A 24,853-nucleotide genomic window follows, 5' to 3' on the forward strand; every position below is an offset into this window, starting at 1 on the left:
TATATGCAAGTAATTAATTATTCTCTATAAATATACTTTAGTAAAGTTGGGAGAAGACTCAAACTTAAAAACGAACTTGAAATCATCGTAACCCACATAATCATGACAAGATATTCATGTATTTTAAATGGCGATAAAACGAGTACAGATAACCCTATTGCAAGTCCCAATGCATTTGCAAGTATAGGTTTAGATGTAGTTTTATACGTTTCTTCTATCACAATATTAATATCTTTAAATTTTTTCAGATTATAACCAAAGCTTTCGACAAAATGTATTGCATAATCTATACCAACTCCTACAACAATACTCCCCATAGTTGCTGTTATAATACTCAATTTTATTCCCGTAAATCCCATAAAACCAAATAATATAACTAATGTCAAACTAATGGGTATAATTGAAACAAAAGCTTTCACAAAATTCTTGAACCTTAAAAGAACAATTAGAAATACTATCAGAACCGCAACAAATAAAGATAAAATTTGTTGGGGTACAATGATTTCATTCATCTCCTTCATTATATAAGGAACTCCTGTAACTTTAATAGGAGGTTCCATTACTTCTTCTATTTCATTTAATTTCTCTTTTGTAATTTCGTTTGGAAATATCAAAATTCTTCCAGCTTTTTCGTCTCTGTTTAGAAAATTCGTATATATATTTGGAATTAAATTTAATAAGATTTTAACTTGTGCAATATTTTCAGGATAACCTTTTCTTTTCAAAATTTTTTCATTAATGTTTGTAACAAAATCATAAAAAGAAACCACTTTGTTTCCATCTTCCCTTAATTGTTCTTCAATTCTTAAAACTTTATCAGCAAATTCCGGAGTGATAGGATCAAAATCCGTTTCGAAATAAGCAAAAACTGGCACAGTCATACCATAAACATCCTGCACAACATCTATGTTTTTCTTTACTTGAGTCCTATCTTTGTACATATCTATCATATAAAACTCTGTATTAATTCTAAATATTCCTGGGAAAAATACTAAGAACAACAATAGTGAAATTACTACAGATTTTTTTCCAAGAAATCCTTCAAAAAACATTGCTATTTTACTTCCCTTTTGTTCAACTTTAATCTCACTGTGCAATAAAATTATCGGAATGAAAAGCCAAGTAGCTATCCCTGCAAATGCTATACCTATACTACTCAAAATCGCAAGTTCCGCAAGTGCTTCAGAATTTATAAATGCTAAAGACAAAAATCCGGCAATAGTTGTGACTGTTGTCAAAATCATAGCAACACCTGTACTCAATAAAGTTTCTGCAAGTGCCTCGTCTTTTGTACGATTCTTTTTTAAATCTATATAGTGTGAAACAAAATGTAATCCATCAGCACTTCCCATTACTATAGTAAAAATAGGTGCCAAAATAGTTAGAATAGATATCTCGCCTTTATACCAACCAATAAAGCCCATTGTCCATAAAGCACCTATTCCCGCGGGAAAGACGGAAAAAAACGTTGCCTTCAAACTACCCAATCGCCATCTAAAAACCAAAAATACAGTCAAAATTGCAAGTGGAGGCAAAGAAAAGATAAAATATAACATATAATCAAATATTTTTTCTTCAAGGTATTTCGTTCCTGCAAAATAGTGGGGAGTATCTTTTAAAATATTTTCTAAACTTTCGATTATTTTCCCATTCTTGGGGATCACATAAAACATTACATAATACTTTCCATTCTTTTCCACGATATTTTCAGTATTTATTTGCTTTAAAAAATTCAAAACGTACTTATAGTTATCTTCATTGATTTCCGAAACATTAATTTTTCTAAATCCCACAGGGATCTCATCTGGTATTGGGGAAATAACACTTAAAACATTAGATAACTTTCTGATTTGCTTTTCTATTTCTTTAATTCTTTTTAACCCATCTATTGAATATGGATTAGTATTTAGCTCTAATACGACATTGACCTGATCATTTGATTGAAATACTTTTTCCATTCTGTTCAGAATTTCCATATATTCTGAATTTTTAGACATAAACAAAGTAAAATCTGGATTTATTTTGACTCTAAAAAGACCTATAAAAAAGAAAACATTAAGTAAAACTAGGACAATCATTAAAATCCTGCCATATTTTTTAAAAAAATCTACATAGGTTTTCATGACTATTCCTCCCTAATGTATTTTATAAATTCAATTAATTCAACTTTAAATATCCCTCCACTTTTTAGTGACCTCTCCATTACGTACAGTTTTTTAATTATATCCTTTAAAGTAGTTACACCGTAAATTTTAAGGTGATTTTTTGGTTGAAAATCTTGTCCGGAAAATTTAAATCCTAAAAATCTAGAAACTTTTGATAAACTTATTCCAAGTTTTTTTGAAATACTTTTTATTTCAGGCCAAATATACTTTTCTTTGTACTCTACATTCAACATAATGTTAAACAATTCTATAAAATGTTTTGAAAGTACAAACATAATTATTTTTGGTTCAAAATCTTTTAAAATGTCGTCTAAAACACTATAAGCGAAATCACTTTTTTCAGAAATTAAAAAGCAAAATTCGTCTAATTTTGAAACAGCATACTTATGAACAAATTTCTTTGCCAAATCTATATTTATTTTCTCATCCAACACTTTTAATTTTTTTATTTCATTGTATATTGCTAATTCATTAGCACCAATAACTTCGAACAAGTATTCAGGAACGTTTGATTCATACTCTATTTTTTCTCTCGTTAATAGTTCTTCTATATACGAAATCCATTCGCTTTTTTTCCATGGCTCCGGAACTGTGAATTTTTTTGACTTAATATTTTCACTCTTCTCAGACTTAATATTTTCATTCTTCTCACTTAACTGTTTTTCTGTTCTTACAAAAACTGTCACATTCTCAGGAATGCTTAAACTTAATAAATTTTTCTTTTCAGCCGATTTCCACTTGTCAAAATCTACTAAATCAATAACTGTTTTTTTCGAAAAAAGACTAATATTTCTTGCTTTTCCAGATATAATTTCTATTTTATCTCTATCATCTGAATAAAGCCTTATATATTCCGTGTTTTGATTCAAAAAACTTTTAATGTAAAGTTCCTTTTTTAAAACTGAATTGCCATACAAATTAATAAGAGGCACATTTTCACCTCTCCAATCTTAAACAATTATTTTAATGACTAACAACCCATGTTTTTTATTTTATCATAAAATAACTTTTTGTTGTATAATTTAAAAAAGTGGAAAATAAATGACAAATAAATAAGGAGGAAGATATGTTAGAAAGATGCACCCTCTGTCCAAGAAATTGTAAAATAAACAGGTATAAACAAAAAGGAGTTTGTGGAGTTAAAGATCAAATATTAGTTTCTAATATTTTACTTCACAAAGGTGAAGAGCCACCAATTTCAGGTAAAAATGGAGCAGGCGTTGTATTTTTTTCTGGTTGTCCTATGAAATGTGTTTACTGTCAAAACATGGGATTTTCTCAAAAAGGTGTTGGAAAAGAAATCTCTGTTGAAAAACTTGCAGAAGCATTTTTAATCCTTCAGGAAAATGGGGCCCAAACTCTTGATTTAGTTACTCCGACTCCTCATGTTTTAGGTATAATTGAAGCTTTAGAAATAGCTAGAAAAAGAGGATTTAACCTTCCTGTAGTATACAACACTTCCAGTTATGAAAATATCGAAACATTAGAGTTAATGAGAAATTACGTAGATATATACCTTGCAGATATAAGATACACAAATTCATATTATGGTGAGATTTACTCTAAAGCACCAAACTATTGGGAAATAGCTCAAGTTGCTATAAAAGAAATGTACAAACAAGTGGGACCATTCAGTGAAGAAAAAGGAAAAGGCTTAATCATAAGAATTCTTGTCCTTCCTAATAAAATCTCAGGACATTTTGAAGCTATGAGATTTGTAGCAAATCTTGATATTGAAATCCCTATATCATTGATGTCTCAATATATGCCTGTTTTTGGTGCAAAAAACGATCCTTTACTTAATAGAAGAATTACAAAAGCAGAATATCAAGAGGCTATTGAATATATGGAACTTTTAGGCTTAAGAGGATGGGTTCAAACAAATGAAAAAGAAAAACTTACAACAAAGGGCGTGAAATGGTTATGAAAATAGTTAATCCCTCTGCTACTCTACCTATCTCAGTTACTTATTCTTGCGCCATGAACTGTAAACATTGCGGTGGAGTATATATAAAAAGTATGGTTCACATTTCAAATATGGAAAAATATGTAAAAAGATATAATTCTTTCCTAATTAGTGGCGGAATGACAAAAGATGGGAAGATACCATTTAAAAGTTATCTTCCCAAACTTTTTGAACTAAAACAGAAATATCATTTGACATATAATTTTCATATTGGTTTTCCAAAAGCCCCTCCTTTCGAAATCGATAAAATAGCTGATGTAATTAGCTTTGACTTTTTTTCTGATCCAGAAATTTTAGAAGAAATCTATGGAATTAAAAGAACTCCAAATGATATTTTAAATTCTGTATTGCCTTTAAAGACACGAAAAGTTCCACATATAACAATAGGAATTTTATGCGGCAAAATAACACACGAAATAGAAAGCATCAAAATTTTAAGTAAATATTTTGATACAATAGTATTGAACATACTTATCCCAACAAAAAATACTATATATGAAAAATGTACTCCTCCAAAGATTGAAAATGTTAAAGAGGTTTTTAAAGAAGCAAATAAAAGATTTAAAAATGTAATTTTAGGTTGCATGCACCCTCATGGAAAATATCGAGAAAAACTTCTTTTAGAAATTTCCGACTATCTTAACATCTTTGTTAATTCTGCAAGTAAAGAATATGATTTTAAGGGATGTTGCTCACTCTTCGAAGTAAAAAAGGAAAAAAACAAGGAGGTTAAATTGTGAAAATAATAGGAGTAGATCTTGGTGGAACTTTCACAAAAATTGGCCTTGTAGATTCTAATACAGGTAAGATCATTAAAAAAAAGGAAATAGAAACAATGGTAGAGCTTGGAGGAGATGCTGTAGTTAAAAGAATATCAGAAGGTATTAATGAACTCGTTGGAAGCGAAACATATGAAGCTGTTGGAATTGGTTCACCAGGCTCAATTGATATAGAAAACGGAATTGTTCGATTTTCACCAAATTTTCCAGATTGGATAGACTTTCCACTTGGGCCTAAGCTATCGAACTTATTAAATAAAAAAGTTTACGTTGAAAATGATGCAAATTCATTTGCTTTGGGAGAAAAGTGGTTTGGCGCTGGCAAAGGAAAAAAACATATAATTGTATTGACGTTAGGAACAGGTGTGGGTGGTGGAATAATATCTCATGATATTCTTATCACCGGTGCAAACGGTATTGGCGCGGAACTTGGGCATGTCATAATTAATCCTAAAGGTCGATTATGTGGGTGTGGAAATTACGGTTGTTTGGAAGCTTATGCTTCTGCCACTGCAATTATCAAAATGGCATACGAGGGACGCAAAAAATTTCCTGACTCAATCATATTCAAAAACGATAAAGTTACAGCTAAAGCTGTCTTTGACGCCGCAAAATCAAATGATAGGCTTGGGTTGATAATAAGAGACGAAGTAGTCGAAGCACTTGCTGTTGCAATTGCCAGTTTTATTCACACTTTCAATCCAGAAGTTGTCATAATCGGTGGTGGAATTTCAAAAGCAGGAGAATTTTTATTTAAGCCATTAAAAAGTAGAGTTAATGAACTTGTTATGCCTTCTTTTAAAAATTCATTTGAAATAATACAAAGTCCTTTAGTAGAAAATGCAAGTATATTGGGGGCTGCTTCAATTGTTTTACAACGAAGAAAAACAACTTGAAAAATTTGATATTTATTGCATTGGAAAAACAAATCTCGACATTTTTTATTATGTTAATTCTATTAAACTTGAAGAAAATCACATTGCAAATGAATTTTATTATTATGTTGGCGGAAAAGCTACCAATGTTGCCATAAATCTTTCCAACCTGGGATTAAAAGTAGCTTTAATTTCAGTAATTGGAAAAGATATTTTTGGAAATAAAATCCTTGAAATATTGAAAAATAAAAATATTACATTTTTAGGTAAAACAATTGAGGAAGATACTGCTATAACAAGTATAATAGTAGACAAAAATGGTAAAAACACAATGTTTCACAACCTTGGAGCAAACTCGAAATTCTCTCCAGATTTAATACCAGATAAATTGGATTTTTCATTCATACAATCAGGAATTGATTGTAATTCAATTATAAAGACCATAGATGCTTCAAAAAATGTTTTCTTAGAACTTTCCGAAACTTCTCAATTTGAAAAATTGAAATATCATCTTAAAAAAATTAAATACGTTTCGTTAAATGAACATGAAATAAATAGTATTTTTAGAACTAATAATACTGAAAAAAATTTGGAACTTCTCTCAAAATTCGCTAATAATATATTGCTAAAAGTGGGGGAGAAGGGCCTAATTTACCTAGATGAACATGGAAAATTATACACCATCCCTGCCAAAAAAATAAATGTAAAAAATTCTACGGGTGCTGGTGATGCCACATCCGCAGCTTTTATCTACGGGATTCTTAAAAATTGGCACATTGAAAAAGTTCTTTCGTTTTGTATTGAGTATTCAACTCAAATTTTAAGAAGTAAATTTTCAACTTAAGGGGGGAGAAAATTGAAACTTTCTAACAAAATCACCAGAAAAGAGAAGTTAGCGTATGGAATACACATGCTTTGGATAGAAAATGAACTAGTTGCAAAAAATGCAAAAGCAGGTCAATTTGTAATATTCAGAATTTATGAAAACGGAGAAAGGATTCCAATAACAATAGCTGGTACTAAAAACAATGAGTTTAGAGTAATTGTTAAGGCTGTTGGCAAAAGCACATATGAACTATGTCGTTTAAGAGAAGGAGATTACATTCAAGATGTAGTAGGACCGCTAGGTCAACCAAGCGAAATAAGAAAATACGGTAATGTTTTAGTTGTTGGTGGAGGAGTAGGTATAGCAACTATCATTCCTATTGTCAATGAATTGAAAAAACATAACAACAAAGTAGATGTAATATTAGCTGCAAGAAACAAAAATTATTTTATTCTTGAAGAAGAATTTCATGAAGTTGATAATCTCTATTTTGTAACTGATGACGGAAGTAGGGGATTTAAAGGTTTTGCTCATGAAATGATGGAAAAACTACTAAAAGAAAAAAATTATGACGTAGCTTGGGCAATTGGTCCTTCTTTGATGATGAAAGCTTGTTCTGATATAAGTAGAAAATATAATTTAAAAATTTGGGTTTCGCTTAACGCTATAATGGTTGATGGAACAGGAATGTGTGGAGGATGTAGAGTAAAAATAAATGATGAATTAAAATACACTTGTGTAGATGGTCCCGAATTTGACGGAAGATTTGTTGACTGGGAAAGCTTCAACACTAGATTAACACAATATAAAGAAGAAGAAAAGCTTGCACTTAAAAAATATCTTGAAAAGGTAGGCGATCCTATATGGCTATAAAAGAAAGAACAAAACCAATTGAAAGAAACCCTAAGGAAAGAGCAAAAGATTTTGATGAAGTTTCTCTAGGCTTTGATGAAAAAAGAGCGGTTGCTGAAGCAAAAAGATGTTTACAGTGTAAAATCCCTACCTGTATAAAAGGGTGTCCTGTAGGCATAGACATACCTGGTTTTATAAAACAAATTGCCGAAAAAAACTTTGAAAAAGCTTATAAAATTTTAAAAAAATATAATTCTTTACCAGCTATCTGTGGAAGAGTTTGTCCACAAGAAGTTCAATGTGAAAGTGCTTGTGTTTTGAATAAAGTCAACCAACCTATTTCAATTGGGAACCTTGAAAGATTTGCAGCTGATTGGGCTTTTAAAGAAAATATTAATGATGAGATAAAAATTGAAAAGAAGAAAAAGCAAAAAATTGCTGTAATAGGATCGGGGCCAGCTGGGCTCACCAATTCAGCTGAACTCGCCAAAAGAGGTTATTCTGTTGATTTATATGAAGTCTTTCATACCGCGGGTGGTGTGTTAGTATACGGAATCCCTGAATTCAGATTACCCAAAGAAATCGTTAAAAAAGAAGTAAAATTTTTAGAAATGCTTGGAGTTAATATCTTGTTAGATATTCCTGTGGGATTTGCAATACATCCAAGAGAATTACTTGAAAATTATGATGCAATTTTTATTGGTGTTGGAGCTGGTACACCTAAATTTATGGGAATAGAAGGAACCGAACTTAACGGCGTTTATTCTGCAAATGAATTTCTCACAAGAATTAATTTAATGAAGGCATACAAATTTCCCAACACAGACACTCCTGTAAAATTTGCCAAAAAGGTTGTAGTCATAGGTGGTGGTAATACTGCAATGGATGCTGCTAGAAGTGCGTTAAGATTGGGAGCAGATGTGACAATTGTCTATAGACGAAGTGAAAAAGAAATGCCTGCAAGAAAAGCTGAAATACATCATGCGAAAGAAGAAGGAATAAAATTCTTAACTCTTACTCAACCAATAAGGTATATTGGCGAAAAGGGAAAACTAGTTGGAATTGAATGTGTAAAAATGAAACTTGGAGAGCCCGATGAAAGTGGCAGAAGAAGACCCATACCTATTGAAAATAGTAATTTCATTATTGAAACAGAACTAGCTATTGAAGCAATTGGTACACAATCAAACAAGTTTCTTTTATCTCAATTCAAAGGGTTGAACTTAAATAAATGGGGCTATATTGTAACAGATGAAAACGGACAAACAAGTCTTCCAAAAGTATTTGCTGGAGGTGATATTGTAACTGGTTCTGCAACAGTAATACTTGCAATGGGAGCTGGTAAAAAAGCAGCATATTCCATTGATAAATTTTTAAATTCATAAAAGATTAGAAAAAAGCTTTTTTACATTTAATTAATAGTCCTTAATATTTAATTGCACTAAATTTGATAAAATTAATAGTAGGTACAAAAAAGAAGTAAGAAAATGAAATTGAGAAACCTGATATTAAAAGGAGGTGGGAAAATGAGATTAAGAAACGTAATATTTCTTGTAACTGCTTTACTTTTGGTCTTATTCGGATGTATGCTAAATAACCCTCTACAAAACCAAACATCAACTGTTGAAGTTCTCCTTACTGACAAACCTGTATCAGATGTTGACAAATTATTAGTACACATTGTAGAGTTTTCCTATCATTATTCATATGAGGATGCTTCTGGAAATGAAATAGGTGTTTGGGCTACACCTACTAACGTAGCAACAATTGTAGATATACTCTCTCTTGCTGGCACTGAAGTTTCTTGGTTAACAGTTGACATACCAACCCCAGCTACAATTACCCAGTTAAGATTTTATATAGACAACGCAACTGTAACTGTTAGCGGTGTGGATTATCCTGTAACCATACCAAATCCTGAGGTTAAAATTCCGCTCATAAATATATTTGTTTCTGATAGTGGTCAATTAATTCTTGATTTTGATGTTTTAAAATCGTTAAATTACGTACCAGGTACCGGAGAATATAGACTTAAACCTGTATTTAGACCCACATTTAGAAGGGGAGAAGTATATAAAATTTCTGGACTCGTAACGGAAAGTTCAATGCCAGTTACCTCTGCATATGTGGCATTATTTGATACAAATGAATCTACCGTTTTGAGAACAACCCTAACAAAATCTGATGGTCACTTTTGTTTAGGTAAATGGAAAAATGGAGATTACGTAATTAAAGTTTACAAAATTACTGATTTGGGCACTAACATTACAAATATAAGTGAAGATGCTTCACAAACTGTTACTATCAATGGAGAAGATGCTTTTGTAACGATAGATATCCCCACAATTTGAACCTTGGAGTTCTCCAAATAGTAGAATAGTACATACGTAATTAATTAAGTTGGCTCCAGTGCTTACTGGAGCCTTATTTTTTTTTATTTTAAAATTTTTTCATATTATTTCTTAACCTCTATCTCTATATTATTCCCCTAAATCTATTAAAAGCTGATTTTTCAAAACAATTCAAGTACAGTCTTTTCGAAAAATTTGACAAATTTATACTGTAATATTATAATAGTACAGTAGGGAGGTTAAATTGTGTGGTTTTCAATTGATTTTTCATCACATGTACCAGTATATAAACAAATTGTAGAAAAAATTAAAATAGAAATTATTCAGGGAAACATTAAAAAAGGAGAATTTTTGCCTTCTATAAGGAAGATGGCAGATACCTTAGGAGTTAATTTAAACACAGTATCAAAAGCATATCGAGAGCTTGTTAATGAAGGTGTTGTCGAACCAGTTCGTGGAGAGGGATATATTGTAAAAAAGGAACATTTTGAAAAATTCAATAAATTACTTTTGATGGAATTAGAAGAAAGCATAGAAAAATGTATTAAAGCAGGAATATCATATGAAACAATATTGAAAGTTTTGGATAAAAAACTGGGGAGGTTAAAAAATGATTCTAAAAGTTAAAAATCTAAAAAAATATTATGGGAAAAATAAAGCTGTAGATAATATTAGTTTCGAAGTGCAAAAAGGTGAAGTATTTGCACTTTTAGGACCAAATGGCGCTGGTAAAACTACTACATTAAAATGTATTCTAGGGTTAAGAAAAAAAAATGAAGGAAATATTACTTTAAATGGAACTTATGCATATTTACCAGAAAAAAAAGAACTTTATCATCATTTAACGGTTGAAAAAATGTTAAATGTTACAGAAGAACTTTCAAAATATTTTTCAAAACAAAAAGCTATAGAATTATTAGAAGATTTTAAAATAAATTTAACCGAAAAAATTGCAAATTTATCCCATGGAATGCTTACTCAACTTTATATTTCTATAGTATTTTCAGAAGATGTAGATATTTATTTTCTTGACGAACCAACTTGGGGGCTTGATCCTTTAATGAGAAATAAAGTACTCAATTTAATTCGCATTATGTCAAATAAAGGAAAAACAATAGTTTATACGAGTCACATCCTCTCAGAAGTTGAAAAGATAGCAGAAAAAGTAGCCATAATGTCTAGAGGAAAAATATTAGAAAATGATTATCTTGATAATATTAAAGAAAAATATGTAGCATGTATTGTAACAAATGAAGATGTAGATGGTTATTTATACAAACAAACAGAAAATGAAAAAATTTATATAACCACTAGGGAAAAGGCAAAAGGAAAAATAGAACCAGTCACATTTGATCTAATATTTGAAGCACTTGTAAAAGGGGTGAAAAAATGAAAAAAGAATGGGAAGAAATGAAATTAAGGGCTATAATAATTTTTATAATTCTGTTTGGAATCTTTATTTCACTTGCTCCTCTTCAAAACTGGACTATAAATATTTTAAACGAATATTCCTCAGTAACCCAAAAGTATGTAAATAAGGATTTTGTTGAAGCACTTAAAAAATGGGACTTTTATATATATTCACAATGGTTTGGCAAAAATTTTGGACAATTCATTCCTATTATCGCCATTATATTTGCTTTTCCTCTTTTTTCTAGGGAATATGAAAATGGCACCATGGATTTCCTATTGACAAGAGCTTCTAGAAAAAGGGTATTTTTAAATAAATTCTCAACGAGTTTTATCGTTCTTTTAGTGGAAATAACCATACTTTCACTTTTACCATTAATATATTCTATTTTGTTTTCTAAGGAACTTAACAGTAGTTATACCTCAAAATTTTTAATCCACTCATTAATTGGGGCTATTTTTTGGTATTCATTAACTTTAGTATTTACAGTACAATTTAACGATCAAGTAAAACCTATTTTATTTCCAGTAGCTATTTTAGCAATTTCAACTGCTTTGGGAATTTTAAGACCTTTAAAAATACTCAATACGTATAACTACATTCTTGGAAGTACCATATTTAAAACTGGTTCTATAGACTGGAAATATTCGATTACACTTGCTTTACTAAGCGTTATATTGATAATCTTTTCCTATATTGTGTTTAAACGAAAAGAGATATAATTCAATGTCAAATAATGAAAATAATAGTAGTTTTTAAGAAAGGAGGAGGTATATTATGATAGTAACAACTACAGAAAAAATTCCAGAATATGAAGTTGAAAAAACATTAGGTTTAGTAATTGGCAATATTGTTCACTCAAAACATTTAGGTAAAGATATAGCTGCAGCTTTTAAAACATTAGCAGGTGGCGAAATTAAATCATATACTGAAATGATGACTGAAGCAAGAAACAAAGCACTGGAAAGAATGATAGATGAAGCAGAAAAATTAGGTGCTGATGCGATAATCGGAGTCAGATTTGGAAGTTCAGCTGTTATGTCTGGCGCTGCTGAAATGCTCGCATATGGCACAGCTGTAAAATTAAAGAAAAAAGACTAATCACAAACATAAATTACGATTGCTATAATTTTTAGTTAACTTTATATTAAACACTTAGATAGCCGTTTATTTAAATGGCTATCTTTTTTTGGTTAACTTCATTTATCACTCTTGACAAGAGAGTGCTAATATCTTATAATATAATCGGGAGGTGAAAAAATGGCAAAAAGAAAAGAATACGTTGTAGGAATAGACCTGGGAACAACAAATAGCGTTATTGCATGGATGAAACCTGACTCCAGCGTTGAAGTTATTCCTAATGCAGAAGGAGCAAGAACAACACCTTCAATAGTAGCCTTTACAAAATCTGGAGAAATACTTGTTGGTGAACCTGCAAAAAGACAGTTAATATTAAACTCTGAAAGAACTATAAAATCAATTAAAAGAAAAATGGGAACAGATTACAAAGTAAAAATTGATGATAAAGATTATACTCCCCAGGAAATCAGCGCATTCATTCTCAAAAAACTAAAGAGAGATGCTGAGGAATACTTGGGTGGTGAAATTAAAAAAGCAGTTATTACATGTCCTGCATATTTCAATGATGCTCAAAGACAAGCAACAAAAGAAGCTGGTATAATAGCAGGATTTGATGTATTAAGAATTATTAACGAACCAACTGCTGCAGCTCTTGCATATGGACTTGATAAAAAAGGTAAAGAAGAAAAAGTTCTTGTATACGACCTTGGCGGTGGAACATTTGATGTTTCAATTCTTGAAATTGGAGACGGTGTAATTCAAGTTATAGCTACATCTGGAAATAATCATCTTGGAGGAGATGATTTTGACCAAAGAATTATTGACTGGATGGCCGAAGAATTCAAAAAACAACATGGTATTGATTTGAGACAAGATAAACAAGCTCTCCAAAGGTTAAGAGATGCTGCTGAAAAAGCTAAAATAGAACTTTCAAGCAAACTTGAAACAGATATTAGCTTGCCATATATAACTGCAACTGCAGAAGGACCTTTACATTTAGAGATGAGACTTACAAGATCAATGTTTGAATCATTAACCAAAGATCTTGTTGAAATGACTAGAAAACCAATTGAGCAAGCTTTATCCGATGCGAAACTTAAACCAGAAGATATTGACGAAATTATATTAGTGGGTGGAATGACAAGAGTTCCAATGGTACAAAAATTCATAATAGATATTTTCGGAAAAGAACCAAACAAAGGTGTAAACCCAGATGAAGCTGTAGCAATGGGAGCAGCAATACAAGCAGCAATTCTTGCAGGTGAAGAAGGTGCTCAAGGAAAAGATATCGTGCTAGTAGACGTTACTCCACTAACACTAGGTATCGAAGTAAAAGGTGGATTATTTGAACCAATTATTCCTAGAAACTCAACAATTCCAATTAAAAAGAGCAAAGTATTTACAACAGCTGAAGACGGACAAACTGAAGTTGAAGTGCGAATCTTCCAAGGTGAAAGGCCTATAGCTGCTGACAACATTCTACTCGGTAGTTTTAGACTTGTCGGAATTCCACCAGCTCCAAGAGGAGTTCCACAAATTGAAGTTACCTTTGATATTGACAGTGACGGTATAGTACACGTTTCCGCAAAAGATCTCGGAACAGGAAAAGAACAATCTATGGTTGTATCTGGAAGACATCAACTAAGCGAAGATGAAATTAACAAAATTATTGAAGATGCTAAAAAATTTGAAGAACAGGATAAAAGAAGAAAGGAAGAAGTTGAACTCAAAAACAAAGCAGACGATCTTGCCTACTTCATTGAAAAATCTTTGAAGGAATACGGTGACAAGATACCTGAAAATGAAAAGAACAAATTACAAACCCTTATTAACGATCTAAGAGATGCTATTAACAAAAATGATATTCCAAGAATAAAAATGCTCTTTGACGAACTTGATAAAGAAAAGACAAAAATTGGTGAATATATTTACAAACAACAACAACAAAACCAAGGCAATCAGGAGGCAGGTAATCAATAATTGAACAATTAAAAAAGTAAAAATTGAAACGGGGAGGTGAGAGTATGTTAGCAAGAAGAAATTTCTTCGATCCATTCGTAGAACTTCAAAGAGAGATTGATAAATTATTTGAAGACTTTATCTCACCTACCAGAAGAGAGTACTCCTTTGTGCCAAGAGTAGATGCATATGAAACCGACAACGAAATTGTAATAGAAGCCGAATTACCTGGTTTAAAGAAAGAAGATGTTAAAATTACAATTGAAGATGGGGTTTTGACAATAAAAGGAGAAAGGAAATTTAACAGAGAAGACAAAAAGAAGAATTACAAACTCATCGAAAGAATCGAAGGAAAATTTGAAAGATCATTTACTCTTCCTGAATATGTCGATGTAGAAAAAATCAAAGCAAAATTTGACGATGGTATCTTAAAAATAGAAATTCCTAAAAAAGAAGATAAAACTAGAAAAGTAATAGATATAAAAGTCGAATAACAGCAGGCGGCCTCTAAAAAAGGCCGCCTTATTTTTATCTTAATCTTTTTCTTTTAAATTGATTGAATAAGTCGAAATATAATTTTTAAATCGTTATATAATCATCTATATAAGTTTATGCTTTTGTATGCTATACAATCTGTTCCTATGAAACTCCCCCATTCATTGATAAAATACAAAGTGTGTGAAAAAAAGGGGGGAGTTTAATGGCAACGAAAGAATTTTTTAATATTTCTGAAATTTCAAAAACTAATCCTTTGTTTTCCAAAATAAGAGTAACTATTGAAACTGCTTTTTATAGAAACAATGTTGAATTGGTAACAACTCCAAGGGAAGCATACAAACTTGCCAAAAATTCAATGGGTACAATAACAACAGACTGGGAAGTATATAAACCGGAATTACTTGGGCTTGACCAAGGAACAAAAGTCCTTCTATTCAATGATGGGGCAGTTACAGGGAGATATGCTGCTGGAAGAAGAATTATTGGCACTCCTGGAATTGATGAAAATAGTTTTGCTGAAATAATTAGAGAAGCTGTTTATAAAAGTAGATATAAAAAAATGTATCATGCAGTATCCTTCACTGGGCTTTCAAAAGAATTCATAGTAAAAAATCATATTCTTATTCCCGAAGGACACGAAAATTTATTGTACAACTGGCTTTTAAATTTTCAATACCCATCCATCGAATATGAAAAAATGTATAAAGAATCTTCTCAATTAAACGAAGGAGATATATACATTTTTTCGGATCCCGACTGGTATCATCCAGATTATCCTCTAGGATTGGCAATTTTTGATCCAGAACACAACTGCGGTGCAATATTAGGAATGAGGTATTTTGGTGAATTCAAAAAAGGAACTTTAACACTTGGATGGAGCATAGCAAACAGAAATAACTATGTTTCATGTCATGGTGGATTAAAAAAATTTGAAAAAAATAATACTTATTTCGTTGCGGCTTTTTTTGGCCTTTCAGGGTCTGGAAAGTCAACTCTAACACATGCGAAGCATGGTGGAAAGTACAAAATTACCGTTTTACATGATGATGCTTTCATAATATCACTGAAAGACTTATCTTCAATAGCTCTTGAACCTTCTTATTTTGACAAAACTGCAGATTATCCTTCCGATTCACTTGATAATAAATATCTTCTCACAATACAAAACTGTGGTGCTACAAAAGATAGCAATGGAAAAATTGTTCCAATTATGGAAGATATAAGAAACGGCAATGGTAGAGCTATTAAATCTAGATTGTGGTCACCTAACAGGGTTGATAAAATAGATGAACCTATTAACGCAGTATTTTGGCTCATGAAAGATCCCGTACTTCCACCAATACTAAAAGTTGAAGATCCTATCTTAGCTTCCACGCTTGGTGCTACTTTGACCACTAAAAGAACTTCTGCAGAAAAACTTGACAGCAACGTGGATCCAAACGCTCTTGTATTTGAACCATACGCAAATCCATTCAGAACTTATCCCTTATCGGATGATTTTAACAAATTTAAAGAACTTTTCCAAAAAGACGTGATGTGCTATATTTTAAACACTGGTTACTTTTTGAATAAAAAAGTACCTAAAGAATTAACAATTTCCTTAGTCGAGAAAGTTATTGAGAAAAAAATTGAATGGGTCCAATGGTTTAAAAACTTAAGTTATGCAAAAATCGATGGATTCATCCCCCCAAAAGACGAAAAATATACCCATCTATTAAAAGAATCCTTATTAAAAAGACTAAAATTCATTGTTCTTAAAAAATCCGAAAATGGTGGAAGAGATAAACTTCCCAACGAAGCCGAAATTTCTCTGCAAAATCTAATCGAAAGTATGAATATATAGTTTTAATTCTCATTCATAAACAAAGATATAAACCTGCCTTGGCTTAACTGTGTAAGTTATACTTTGTTTTATTATTTTCTCTTCAGTTGAAAATATAAAACCATTTGCTGGTGAGTTTAGATCAGCATAAAAAACCTGCTTGTAACCAGTAGGAATTACGTAATAATTTTCTTTGAATGGATCCAAATTTATCAAAACTAGTGCCTTTTGATTATAATAGCTTCTTTCAATTACTACTAAATTTTTTTGATCCGATTTTATACTCATTTCACCAATTGAAAGACTTTTATATCTTTTTCTTATATTAAAAATAGTCTTAAAATAATTAAGTAAAGAATTACTAATTTTCTCTTGTTCCTCAACCGATATCCCATCATCTGGATCATCATACATTGCTCCATCTTGATTAGCATTCCCAAATGTAATTTTAGCATTGCTATATAATAACTTTGTCCAATAAGTTTGTCCTGAATCTCTTTTTGAAGCATACCATTGGAAAGGTTCTCTCATCGGGACATCATAAGGATCTGTATTCCATTTAAAACCCTTTTGTCCTATTTCATTTCCATAATAAATAACAGGTATTCCTTTCATAGAAACCATCAAAGTATTAAGCAAAGCAAATTGTGCTTTTGCATAAAAACGAGGAGAACCAGAATTTTTATATAAATTTTCTTCAAGATTACTTATAAATCTATCACTTAAATCATGATTATCAATAAACAGAAAATTTTCTGAATCATACCATAAATAGCTGTTACTCACTAACCAATCTGCACCTTCAGGATTACTTCTAACATTGTACATAAAAGTGAAATTAAATACCGGCATAGGATAAAAAGATTTTAAAACGTTTTGATCACCTGAATAAACTTCTCCAACAATTATAGCATTAGGTTTTTTTGAATACACATATTGGGCCAACTCTTTTGCAAAGGTAGCTGATTCAAATATTCCATCATCGTAATCATACCCATAGATATTTTTCAAAGCGTCAAATCTGAAACCATCAACCCCTCTTTCAAGCCAAAAATCTATAACTCTTCGTATTTCTTCACGAACACTTGGATTATCATAATTATAATCGGGCATTGTTTCAGAAAAAAGGCCAAAATACCATACCATTTGTCCTTTGGAATTTATCATATAATGCCAGTGATTTTGACCTGAATGATCATCAAGTGACATAATAAACCAATCCCAATACTTTGAGTTTGTTGTGTTTTCTATAGCATCTAAAAAGTATGGATTCTTATTTGAAGTATGATTTATCACTAAATCTAAAACTACTCTTATCCCATTTTTGTGTAACATACTTACCATATAAAAAAAGTCATCAAAACTTCCATAATCACTTTCGATCGAATATAAATTAATTGGATCGTAACCATGATAACTTACTGCCTCGTTTATAGGCATTAACCATACTATATCTATTCCCAATTCTTTAAGATAAGATGCTTTCTCTCCCACACCTCTTAAATCACCTATTCCATCACCGTTGGAATCATAAAACGAACGGACAAAAATCAAATACATTATATTACTACTTTGCTCAGGTGAAGAGGAAAACCAAAAAGGAACACAAGAAGTTAAAACTAGAAGTATTGTCGCAAAAAGAATTACAATTAACTTTCTTGCCATCTTGATCCTCCTTTGTAAAATCTACCAAGTATTTTATCATAAATATTCAACATATAATTTACTTTTGGAATTCTTTCAATAACAATGTGCTATAATTAACATGTAAAAAAGGAGTGAAAATATGAAAAGACTCTTCATATTTTTAATTGTTTTTATAGCTTTTATATTATTTGCGGATACAATATATATCCACAAAGTCGAAGCAAAAATCCCTCAACAGCTTTTTGATTATATTGGTTCACGAAGTAACATGATCTACTACCTTGAACTGTTCAATGATGGGAAAGAAAAAGGTTATCTTGTTACAGGATGGTATTTTACACCCACAAAACCTGTAAAAAATACGCAAATCATCGTTGAATACGACAATATAAAAATTCAATATTTGGTAACAAACGAAATCGAAAAAGTCTACTCCACTATTCCTTTACATTTAATTATTTGCCCTTCAGAAGCAGTAATATCAATTGGAAATTTGAAAATTCCTTCAAGAAAATTCACAGTTATAGATATTCCTTTTCCAAAGACAACAGAGATTGGTTTAGAAACATTCACAATATTAGACAATAAAGTAATAATTAAAGATGAATTTACACCTGAAGAAAATGTCCTTATTAGAATTAGCGCCGGTTTAAAGAAAACTGGTGGTTTTTCTATAGAAATTGAAGATGTTATCATCTCTGAAAAAGAAATTTTAATTAATGGTAAGCTAATCGAACCAGAAAAAGGAGAACCTGTAACTCAAGTATTTACTAACCCAGCTATACAAATAAACATAGGAAAATTGAAAAAAGGAATCTATACTATAACTGCGAACTTTGAAAACCTTGGTACATTTACAAAAACCATTACAGTTAAATAAGCGAGGTGTTAAAATTGATCATCACAAATGAGGTAAAAAAAGCGTTAGAAGAACAAATTCCCATCGTTGCACTCGAAAGTACTGTATTAGCCCACGGACTTCCGTTCCCTCAAAATATTGAAGTTTTCGAAAAACTTGAAAACATCGTACGTGAAAACGGATGTATCCCCGCAACCATAGGAGTATTAAAAGGTGAAGTAAAAATTGGACTTACTAAGGATGATGTAAAAAAGCTAATAGAAAATGATCCTTTGAAAATTGGTACCAGGGAATTACCGTACGCCATCGCAATGAAAAAATATGCTGCAACTACAGTTAGTTCTACAGCTTATATTGCATCTACAATCGGTATAAATGTTTTTGCAACCGGTGGTATTGGAGGAGTTCATAGAGGAGAATGGGATGTCTCACAAGATATTTTCGAACTTTCCAAAACAAATATAATAGTTGTTTCTGCTGGATGTAAGTCTATATTAGATATAGAAAAAACACTCGAATTTTTAGAAAGTTTTCAAATATTAGTGGTCGGATACAAGACAAATAAATTCCCTGTTTTCTACAACGGTCTTTCCAAATTTAAAATTTTTGAAACCAACACTCCCTTAGAAATAGCAAATATTTTCAAGGCCAAAAATAAATACAATTTAAACAGTTCAATACTTGTCGCAAACCCTGTACCAAAAGAATACATTATTCCAATTGATGAAACTGAAAAATACATAAAATTAATTGAAAAAGAAATGACAGCAAGACATTTAAAAGGCAAAGAAGTTACACCATATATGCTTAAGAGACTTGTCGAGCTTTCAAATGGTAAAACACTTAAATCTAATATTGCACTTTTAGAAAATAATGTGAAATTAGCGTGTAAAATTGCAAAACTTATATAAACAATATTTTTTGTTATTGATGACAAAAAATAATTTTTTTGATATATTTTAATTGAACAATTAATCTCAAGTGAAGAGGTGGAATCGTGAAAGTTCTAATAATTTCTGATACCCATGGTTCATTATTATTCTGGAATAAAATTAAAGACGTTGCTAACAAGGTAGATGAGATATTTCATCTAGGAGATATTCTATATCACGGGCCTAGAAATCCTTTACCTAATGGATATAATCCAAAAGAATTGGCAGAAGAATTAAAAAAATACAACATTCATTATATTAGGGGAAATTGTGATGCTGACGTTGATTTAAAAGTACTTGGTGTACAAGAAATGCCCAAACAAATTTTCGAGTTTTTTGGGGATTACTCTATATTCATGGTCCATGGGGAAATTGTAGAAAATGATAATGTTAATCTTGTAGATATTGCAAAAAAGCATAAAGCAAATGTATTATTGCATGGACATACACATATCCCAAAAATTGAAGAAAAAGATGGGGTTATTATTGCAAATCCTGGGAGTCTTTCTTTACCAAAAAATAATAATGTTCCAACATATATGATTTTGAATTTCTCAACAAAATTAAAAATATCGATTTACACTTTAGATAATGATGAGGTGATTTCAAAAGTCATATGAAAAATTACAAAACAATTTTTGGAACACATGAAAATAAATTAAACATTAATCGTTCAATTTTCATAGCCACAATCACCCATGTTGAGAATATAAATGAAGCAAAAGAGTTTTTTAAAGGCATTTCAAAAAAATATAACAATGCCACTCATAATTGTCCGGCTTATAGAATACTTGAAGACAAAAAAATTGTTGAATACTTCTCTGATGCCGGCGAACCTTCTGGTACAGCTGGTAGACCTATAATTGGAATATTGAAAAAGTATGAACTTTTAAATGTTGCTGTAGTTGTTACAAGATATTTTGGAGGAATTAAATTAGGAATCAGAGGATTGATTGACGCTTATTCCAAAAGCGTGGAAGAATTAATTCAAAACCTAGAAATTGTGAAACTGATAGCCGTTCCATATTATAAAATTAAATTAAACTATGATAAATATGGAAAGGCCATGCAAGAACTACATTATAAGGGATTTACAATTTTAAATTCTACTTTTGATGAGGAATATGCTTACATAGATTTAATAGGCAATGGTAATTTAGAAGGCTACGAAATAATTGAGAAAGCAACAAAATATATTAAGGAGGCGACCTAAATGATTTCTAGTAGGGCACTAAGAGTCCCAGCAAGTCCTATAAGAAGACTTGTTCCATTTGCTGACAAAGCAAAGAAAAAAGGAATACATGTATATCATTTGAACATTGGTCAACCTGATATTGAAACTCCTTCCGAATGGTATAAATATATAGAAAAATTCAAAAACAAAGTAGTCGCTTACACTCATTCACAAGGGATCTTACCTTTGAGAGAAAAATTTGCCGAATATTATAGAAAATGGAACATAGAAGTTATGCCCGATGAAATTATTGTGACCAATGGTGGCAGTGAAGCAATAATGTTTGCTCTCGGTGTTGTTTGTGATCCCGAAGATGAGGTAATTGTAATAGAACCTTTCTATGCAAATTACGCTGGCTTTGCAGCTTATCTCAATGTAAAACTTGTTCCAGTAACTGCTACACCAGAAAATGGATATAGAATGCCGAAAAAAAGTGACTTTGAAAAAGTAATTACTCCTAAAACAAAAGCTATTCTTTTCTCAAATCCTTCAAACCCTACAGGAGTAGTATACACAAGAGAGGAAATTCAAACAATCGTTGAAATTGCAAAAGAAAATGATCTTGTAATTATCTCTGATGAAGTATATAGAGAATTTGCATTTGATAACAAGAATTCAATTTCTGCGTTCGAATTTAACGAAATTCATGATAGACTGATCATTGTTGACAGCGTATCCAAGAGATATAGTGCTTGCGGAGCAAGAATAGGGACTTTTATAACCAAAAATAAAAATTTTTATTCAGCAGCATTGAAATTGGCTCAAGCCAGGCTTTCTCCCGCAGAGATTACCCAATATGGGACTATTGGTCTTTTAAATTCTAGTGAAGAATACATGAAAAAAGTTATGAAAGAATACGAAAAAAGAAGAGATGTAGCCTACGAAGAAATTAAAAAAATACCAGGTGTAATTGCTCATAAGCCAGAAGGTGCTTTCTATCTTTCCGCAAAACTCCCAGTAGACAATGCAGAAAATTTTATAAAATGGATGCTTTCAAAATTCAATGTTGACGGTAAGACTACAATGGTAGCTCCTCTTTCTGGTTTTTATGCGACCCCAAATTTTGGACTTAAAGAAATCAGAATAGCGTACGTTCTTGACTCGGAAAAGATAAAAGATGCAATAAAAATTATGGCAAAAGGGATAGAAGAATATAATAAACAAAAAAATTAGTTGGAGGAACAAAATTGAAATTATTTAAGCAATTTTTAATGATTCAGCTAATTGCTCTGGTTATAATTCTAACTATGATTATTATCACATTAAATTTTCTTGAGCAGGATTTAGATGCTTCCATTAGAAAAAACCAACAAGTTTTTCAAAATAGTGCGGAAAGGCTTTTCAATAGCGAAATTGAGCCAATTGTTGATTTTTGTCTTGATTATTCTTTATGGGATGATACCGTTAATTTTGTTAATTCTTTAGATATGATGTGGGCAAAGAAATATCTAAATATAAGTTACTTTAGCAATTTCAATATAGATTTTTTAGCTGTCTATACCCCAGAAGGATACAATATTTATGCTGATACAAAATACGATTCTTTATTACAATTTTTGAAAAACATTAATGCAAAAAAACTTTTTTCACATTTGGAAATAGGAACTCCTATTTACAAGTACCTTTCTAAAATAAATTTAGTTTTAGTTTTAGTGTATTCTACTATACAACCCACAGATGATGAACAAAGATTAACTCCTCCAGCTGGATATTTGGTAATGGGAATGATCTTGTCAGAGGAAAAATTTAAGAAAATTCAAGAAATATTATCATCAAACGTTAAAATTTACACAAACTTAGCATCTTTTTATATCCCAAAATATGATAAATTTACTCTCTTATACCGTAAATATCTTAAAGATGAAAACGGAAATAATGTTGCCATTTTCGAAGTTTCAAGAAAATCATTTGGACTATTGAACATTCACAATTTGATAGCTAAAATATCGTTATCTTTTGTTTTTGTTGTGTTTATAATTTTTGTTCTTTTTACCTTTTTTATAATAAGCAGAACTATACTTCCAATACAAAAAATCACCAATGGAATATCAAAACACAACATTCAATACTTTGAAAAATTTTTTAAAAGAAAAGATGAGATTGGGCAACTTGCAAAAACTGCAAGAGATTATATTATTCAATCTGATAAGATTAAACAATATGTAAAAGAACTAGAAAGCAAAACTGAAGAATTAAAAAATGTCAATATGAAAATTAGAAAACTACTTGAAACTGATCATTTAACTAATTTATTAACACGACATGTACTTGCAGAGCAACTTGACAGACTTATAAAACAGTCAAGAGAAAAGTCTATACCTCTCTCAGTTATATTTATTGATCTTGACAACTTTAAAAATGTCAACGATACCTATAACCATTTAGTGGGGGACCAGATTCTTAAAAAAATTGGAGAAATTATAAACTCATCAGTAAGAAAGTCGGATTTTCCAATAAGATATGGGGGAGATGAAATAATCATACTTCTTACCAATACTCCAAAAAAAGAGGCTAAAATGATCGCTGAAAGAATTAGAAAAAGAATTGAAGATGAATTATTTGAAAAGTATGGTATCACTGCAAGTATTGGAATAACGCAATTAAAACCAGAAGATGATTTTGAATCTTTTATAACAAGAGTTGATGATTTAGTTTATAAAGCAAAAAAAGCAGGAAAAAATCAAATCTTCATTGATTAGTTATAATCTATGAAAATGATTTATAAATGATATTTTTGAAATAAGGTGTATTGCGGTAAACAATTCCTATTTAGGATTATTATCCAGATTAATTTTCTCAAATCTTCATTATAATCTTTTGTTGACTACTATCCTTCCAAGTTTTAAAATTCTAAATTTGTGATAAAAAACAAATTGTTATATACCATAGCTTAAATTAAAACTTGTGTTTGTTGCTTCTCAAGCCAATTTTTTAAAATCCACTAAAAAGCTATATCTACGTATAAATTTTAAATAGAAAAATGTACAAATGATTGTATTGCCTAAAAATTTTAACTATGTTAAAATAATAATGCATGTTCTGGGCGTAGTTCAGTTGGCTAGAACGCCAGAATCGGGATCTGGAGGTCGTGGGTTCAAGTCCCACCGCCCAGACCATTTTCGTAAATCTAACAAATTAAATCAAAAATGCCTCCCATATCTAGGGAGGCTGTTATTTTATTATCACATACATTATATTTATTTAAATTTATTTTACAAATTTAGCCAAACTTTCAACTAAAAAATAAGAATACCAACTATTAAAAACGGTAATCCCGACACTGATATAGCTAACAATTTATTGTGACCTGCTGTAATACCCGCAAAAACACATAGAAAAAGTGCTCCAATTATTACAATTGTAGCACCCAATCTTTTATATTTAAAATTAAGGAGAAAACCTACTATTTCGGTAAAAATCAACAAAGTAAGTATCACACCTTCCATTATTGCAGTTTCTGTAAACTGTAAATGTTCATTTGCAGCTCCAAAAATATGACCTAAAAGGATAAACACCCAGAAGGAAATTACAATAAAACCTAAAATTTTACCAATTTTGTTTCTGGTCATAATGTTTACCCCTCCTTAAAATTTTAAG

Annotated in this window: 24 protein-coding genes and 1 tRNA gene; 21 read left to right on the top strand and 4 right to left on the bottom strand. The window is 30.7% G+C overall.

Translation table 11 applies throughout. The features are described from left to right. Window positions 1–17: 17 nt before the first annotated feature. Both BUB65_RS08005 and BUB65_RS08010 read right to left on the bottom strand, forming a co-directional pair. Window positions 18–2,123 carry an efflux RND transporter permease subunit gene (locus BUB65_RS08005; RefSeq protein ID WP_073073966.1) on the bottom strand — a complete coding sequence of 702 codons (2,106 nt, stop codon included), beginning with the start codon at window positions 2,121–2,123 and terminating at the stop codon, window positions 18–20. A 2-nt stretch (window positions 2,124–2,125) separates the two neighbouring features. After that, a complete protein-coding gene (locus BUB65_RS08010; RefSeq protein WP_073073967.1) occupies window positions 2,126–3,097 on the bottom strand; it encodes a DNA polymerase III subunit delta in 972 nt (323 codons plus the stop codon). Between the two features lie 134 nt (window positions 3,098–3,231). Between BUB65_RS08010 and BUB65_RS08015 the strand changes: the two genes are divergently transcribed. The 14 genes from BUB65_RS08015 (at window position 3,232) to BUB65_RS08080 (ending at window position 16,605) form a co-directional block, all read left to right on the top strand. Beyond that, window positions 3,232–4,092 carry a radical SAM protein gene (locus BUB65_RS08015; RefSeq protein ID WP_073073968.1) on the top strand — a complete coding sequence of 287 codons (861 nt, stop codon included), beginning with the start codon at window positions 3,232–3,234 and terminating at the stop codon, window positions 4,090–4,092. Then, complete coding sequence (locus BUB65_RS08020; RefSeq protein WP_234946854.1) at window positions 4,083–4,871, top strand: radical SAM protein; 789 nt, start codon at window positions 4,083–4,085, stop codon at window positions 4,869–4,871. Before BUB65_RS08015 ends, BUB65_RS08020 begins: the two co-directional genes overlap by 10 nt. Then, complete coding sequence (locus tag BUB65_RS08025; RefSeq protein ID WP_073073969.1) at window positions 4,868–5,806, top strand: ROK family protein; 939 nt, start codon at window positions 4,868–4,870, stop codon at window positions 5,804–5,806. Before BUB65_RS08020 ends, BUB65_RS08025 begins: the two co-directional genes overlap by 4 nt. Further along, a complete protein-coding gene (locus tag BUB65_RS08030) occupies window positions 5,778–6,629 on the top strand; it encodes a carbohydrate kinase family protein (RefSeq protein ID WP_234946858.1) in 852 nt (283 codons plus the stop codon). Before BUB65_RS08025 ends, BUB65_RS08030 begins: the two co-directional genes overlap by 29 nt. A 12-nt stretch (window positions 6,630–6,641) precedes the next feature. Then, on the top strand, window positions 6,642–7,484 hold the full coding sequence (locus BUB65_RS08035) for a sulfide/dihydroorotate dehydrogenase-like FAD/NAD-binding protein (RefSeq protein ID WP_073073971.1): 843 nt from the start codon (window positions 6,642–6,644) through the stop codon (window positions 7,482–7,484). Further along, window positions 7,475–8,848: an NADPH-dependent glutamate synthase gene (gene gltA, locus BUB65_RS08040; protein ID WP_073073973.1), complete on the top strand. Its 1,374-nt coding sequence runs from the start codon at window positions 7,475–7,477 to the stop codon at window positions 8,846–8,848. Before BUB65_RS08035 ends, gltA begins: the two co-directional genes overlap by 10 nt. 141 nt (window positions 8,849–8,989) lie before the next feature. After that, window positions 8,990–9,814: a DUF4382 domain-containing protein gene (locus BUB65_RS08045; RefSeq protein ID WP_073073975.1), complete on the top strand. Its 825-nt coding sequence runs from the start codon at window positions 8,990–8,992 to the stop codon at window positions 9,812–9,814. 246 nt (window positions 9,815–10,060) lie between these two features. Further along, on the top strand, window positions 10,061–10,441 hold the full coding sequence (locus BUB65_RS08050; protein ID WP_073073978.1) for a GntR family transcriptional regulator: 381 nt from the start codon (window positions 10,061–10,063) through the stop codon (window positions 10,439–10,441). Continuing rightward, window positions 10,425–11,207, top strand: coding sequence for an ABC transporter ATP-binding protein (locus tag BUB65_RS08055; protein WP_073073980.1), 783 nt, complete (start codon window positions 10,425–10,427; stop codon window positions 11,205–11,207). The genes BUB65_RS08050 and BUB65_RS08055 overlap by 17 nt, the downstream gene beginning before the upstream one ends. Further along, window positions 11,204–11,947, top strand: coding sequence for an ABC transporter permease subunit (locus tag BUB65_RS08060; protein WP_073073983.1), 744 nt, complete (start codon window positions 11,204–11,206; stop codon window positions 11,945–11,947). The genes BUB65_RS08055 and BUB65_RS08060 overlap by 4 nt, the downstream gene beginning before the upstream one ends. Window positions 11,948–12,002: 55 nt before the next feature. Next, complete coding sequence (locus tag BUB65_RS08065; protein WP_073073985.1) at window positions 12,003–12,326, top strand: YbjQ family protein; 324 nt, start codon at window positions 12,003–12,005, stop codon at window positions 12,324–12,326. A gap of 159 nt (window positions 12,327–12,485) precedes the next feature. Further along, the gene (gene dnaK / locus BUB65_RS08070; protein WP_073073987.1) at window positions 12,486–14,285 is read left to right on the top strand and encodes a molecular chaperone DnaK; all 1,800 of its coding nucleotides are present in this window, start codon (window positions 12,486–12,488) and stop codon (window positions 14,283–14,285) included. Window positions 14,286–14,329: 44 nt separating this feature from the next. Then, entirely contained in the window at window positions 14,330–14,758 is a 429-nt protein-coding gene (locus tag BUB65_RS08075) for an Hsp20/alpha crystallin family protein (protein WP_073073990.1), read from the top strand. 206 nt (window positions 14,759–14,964) lie between these two features. Further along, window positions 14,965–16,605, top strand: a complete 1,641-nt coding sequence (locus BUB65_RS08080; protein ID WP_073073992.1) for a phosphoenolpyruvate carboxykinase (ATP) — start codon at window positions 14,965–14,967, stop codon at window positions 16,603–16,605. Window positions 16,606–16,614: 9 nt separating this feature from the next. Here BUB65_RS08080 and BUB65_RS08085 read toward each other — a convergent pair whose 3' ends face one another. Continuing rightward, window positions 16,615–18,249 (bottom strand): alpha-amylase family glycosyl hydrolase, encoded by a 1,635-nt coding sequence (locus BUB65_RS08085; protein WP_073073994.1) that lies wholly within the window; start codon window positions 18,247–18,249, stop codon window positions 16,615–16,617. Window positions 18,250–18,370: 121 nt separating this feature from the next. Here BUB65_RS08085 and BUB65_RS08090 point away from each other — a divergent pair, with 121 nt between their 5' ends. From BUB65_RS08090 to BUB65_RS08120, 7 genes are all read left to right on the top strand, one after another. Continuing rightward, a complete protein-coding gene (locus tag BUB65_RS08090) occupies window positions 18,371–19,111 on the top strand; it encodes a protease complex subunit PrcB family protein (RefSeq protein ID WP_073073996.1) in 741 nt (246 codons plus the stop codon). A 14-nt stretch (window positions 19,112–19,125) separates the two neighbouring features. Next, a complete protein-coding gene (locus tag BUB65_RS08095) occupies window positions 19,126–20,001 on the top strand; it encodes a pseudouridine-5'-phosphate glycosidase (RefSeq protein ID WP_073073999.1) in 876 nt (291 codons plus the stop codon). 86 nt (window positions 20,002–20,087) lie between these two features. Continuing rightward, window positions 20,088–20,642 (top strand): phosphodiesterase, encoded by a 555-nt coding sequence (gene yfcE / locus BUB65_RS08100; protein WP_073074002.1) that lies wholly within the window; start codon window positions 20,088–20,090, stop codon window positions 20,640–20,642. Beyond that, a complete protein-coding gene (locus tag BUB65_RS08105) occupies window positions 20,639–21,235 on the top strand; it encodes an IMPACT family protein (protein ID WP_073074004.1) in 597 nt (198 codons plus the stop codon). The genes yfcE and BUB65_RS08105 overlap by 4 nt, the downstream gene beginning before the upstream one ends. Continuing rightward, window positions 21,236–22,429, top strand: coding sequence for a pyridoxal phosphate-dependent aminotransferase (locus BUB65_RS08110; protein ID WP_073074006.1), 1,194 nt, complete (start codon window positions 21,236–21,238; stop codon window positions 22,427–22,429). It abuts the gene before it with no gap. Between the two features lie 14 nt (window positions 22,430–22,443). Next, window positions 22,444–23,955 (top strand): sensor domain-containing diguanylate cyclase, encoded by a 1,512-nt coding sequence (locus BUB65_RS08115; protein ID WP_073074009.1) that lies wholly within the window; start codon window positions 22,444–22,446, stop codon window positions 23,953–23,955. A gap of 340 nt (window positions 23,956–24,295) precedes the next feature. Then, a tRNA-Pro gene (locus BUB65_RS08120) sits at window positions 24,296–24,372 on the top strand. A 120-nt stretch (window positions 24,373–24,492) separates the two neighbouring features. Here BUB65_RS08120 and BUB65_RS08125 read toward each other — a convergent pair. Beyond that, complete coding sequence (locus BUB65_RS08125) at window positions 24,493–24,825, bottom strand: hypothetical protein (protein WP_073074011.1); 333 nt, start codon at window positions 24,823–24,825, stop codon at window positions 24,493–24,495. Window positions 24,826–24,853: the final 28 nt, after the last annotated feature.

It is taken from the genome of Thermosipho atlanticus DSM 15807 (genome assembly GCF_900129985.1).
GTDB classification, from domain to species: Bacteria; Thermotogota; Thermotogae; order Thermotogales; family Fervidobacteriaceae; genus Thermosipho_A; species Thermosipho_A atlanticus.

Excerpts from the sequence above, each read along its gene's own strand:
- BUB65_RS08105 (WP_073074004.1), top strand. The coding sequence starts at position 20,639 with ATGAAAAATTACAAAACAATTTTTGGAACACATGAAAATAAATTAAAC.
- gltA (WP_073073973.1), top strand. The coding sequence starts at position 7,475 with ATGGCTATAAAAGAAAGAACAAAACCAATTGAAAGAAACCCTAAGGAA.
- BUB65_RS08110 (WP_073074006.1), top strand. The coding sequence starts at position 21,236 with ATGATTTCTAGTAGGGCACTAAGAGTCCCAGCAAGTCCTATAAGAAGA.
- BUB65_RS08020 (WP_234946854.1), top strand. The coding sequence starts at position 4,083 with ATGGTTATGAAAATAGTTAATCCCTCTGCTACTCTACCTATCTCAGTT.
- BUB65_RS08075 (WP_073073990.1), top strand. The coding sequence starts at position 14,330 with ATGTTAGCAAGAAGAAATTTCTTCGATCCATTCGTAGAACTTCAAAGA.
- BUB65_RS08015 (WP_073073968.1), top strand. The coding sequence starts at position 3,232 with ATGTTAGAAAGATGCACCCTCTGTCCAAGAAATTGTAAAATAAACAGG.
- dnaK (WP_073073987.1), top strand. The coding sequence starts at position 12,486 with ATGGCAAAAAGAAAAGAATACGTTGTAGGAATAGACCTGGGAACAACA.
- BUB65_RS08090 (WP_073073996.1), top strand. The coding sequence starts at position 18,371 with ATGAAAAGACTCTTCATATTTTTAATTGTTTTTATAGCTTTTATATTA.
- BUB65_RS08055 (WP_073073980.1), top strand. The coding sequence starts at position 10,425 with ATGATTCTAAAAGTTAAAAATCTAAAAAAATATTATGGGAAAAATAAA.
- BUB65_RS08045 (WP_073073975.1), top strand. The coding sequence starts at position 8,990 with ATGAGATTAAGAAACGTAATATTTCTTGTAACTGCTTTACTTTTGGTC.
- BUB65_RS08085 (WP_073073994.1), bottom strand. The coding sequence starts at position 18,249 with ATGGCAAGAAAGTTAATTGTAATTCTTTTTGCGACAATACTTCTAGTT.
- BUB65_RS08125 (WP_073074011.1), bottom strand. The coding sequence starts at position 24,825 with ATGACCAGAAACAAAATTGGTAAAATTTTAGGTTTTATTGTAATTTCC.
- BUB65_RS08080 (WP_073073992.1), top strand. The coding sequence starts at position 14,965 with ATGGCAACGAAAGAATTTTTTAATATTTCTGAAATTTCAAAAACTAAT.
- BUB65_RS08005 (WP_073073966.1), bottom strand. The coding sequence starts at position 2,123 with ATGAAAACCTATGTAGATTTTTTTAAAAAATATGGCAGGATTTTAATG.
- BUB65_RS08060 (WP_073073983.1), top strand. The coding sequence starts at position 11,204 with ATGAAAAAAGAATGGGAAGAAATGAAATTAAGGGCTATAATAATTTTT.
- BUB65_RS08065 (WP_073073985.1), top strand. The coding sequence starts at position 12,003 with ATGATAGTAACAACTACAGAAAAAATTCCAGAATATGAAGTTGAAAAA.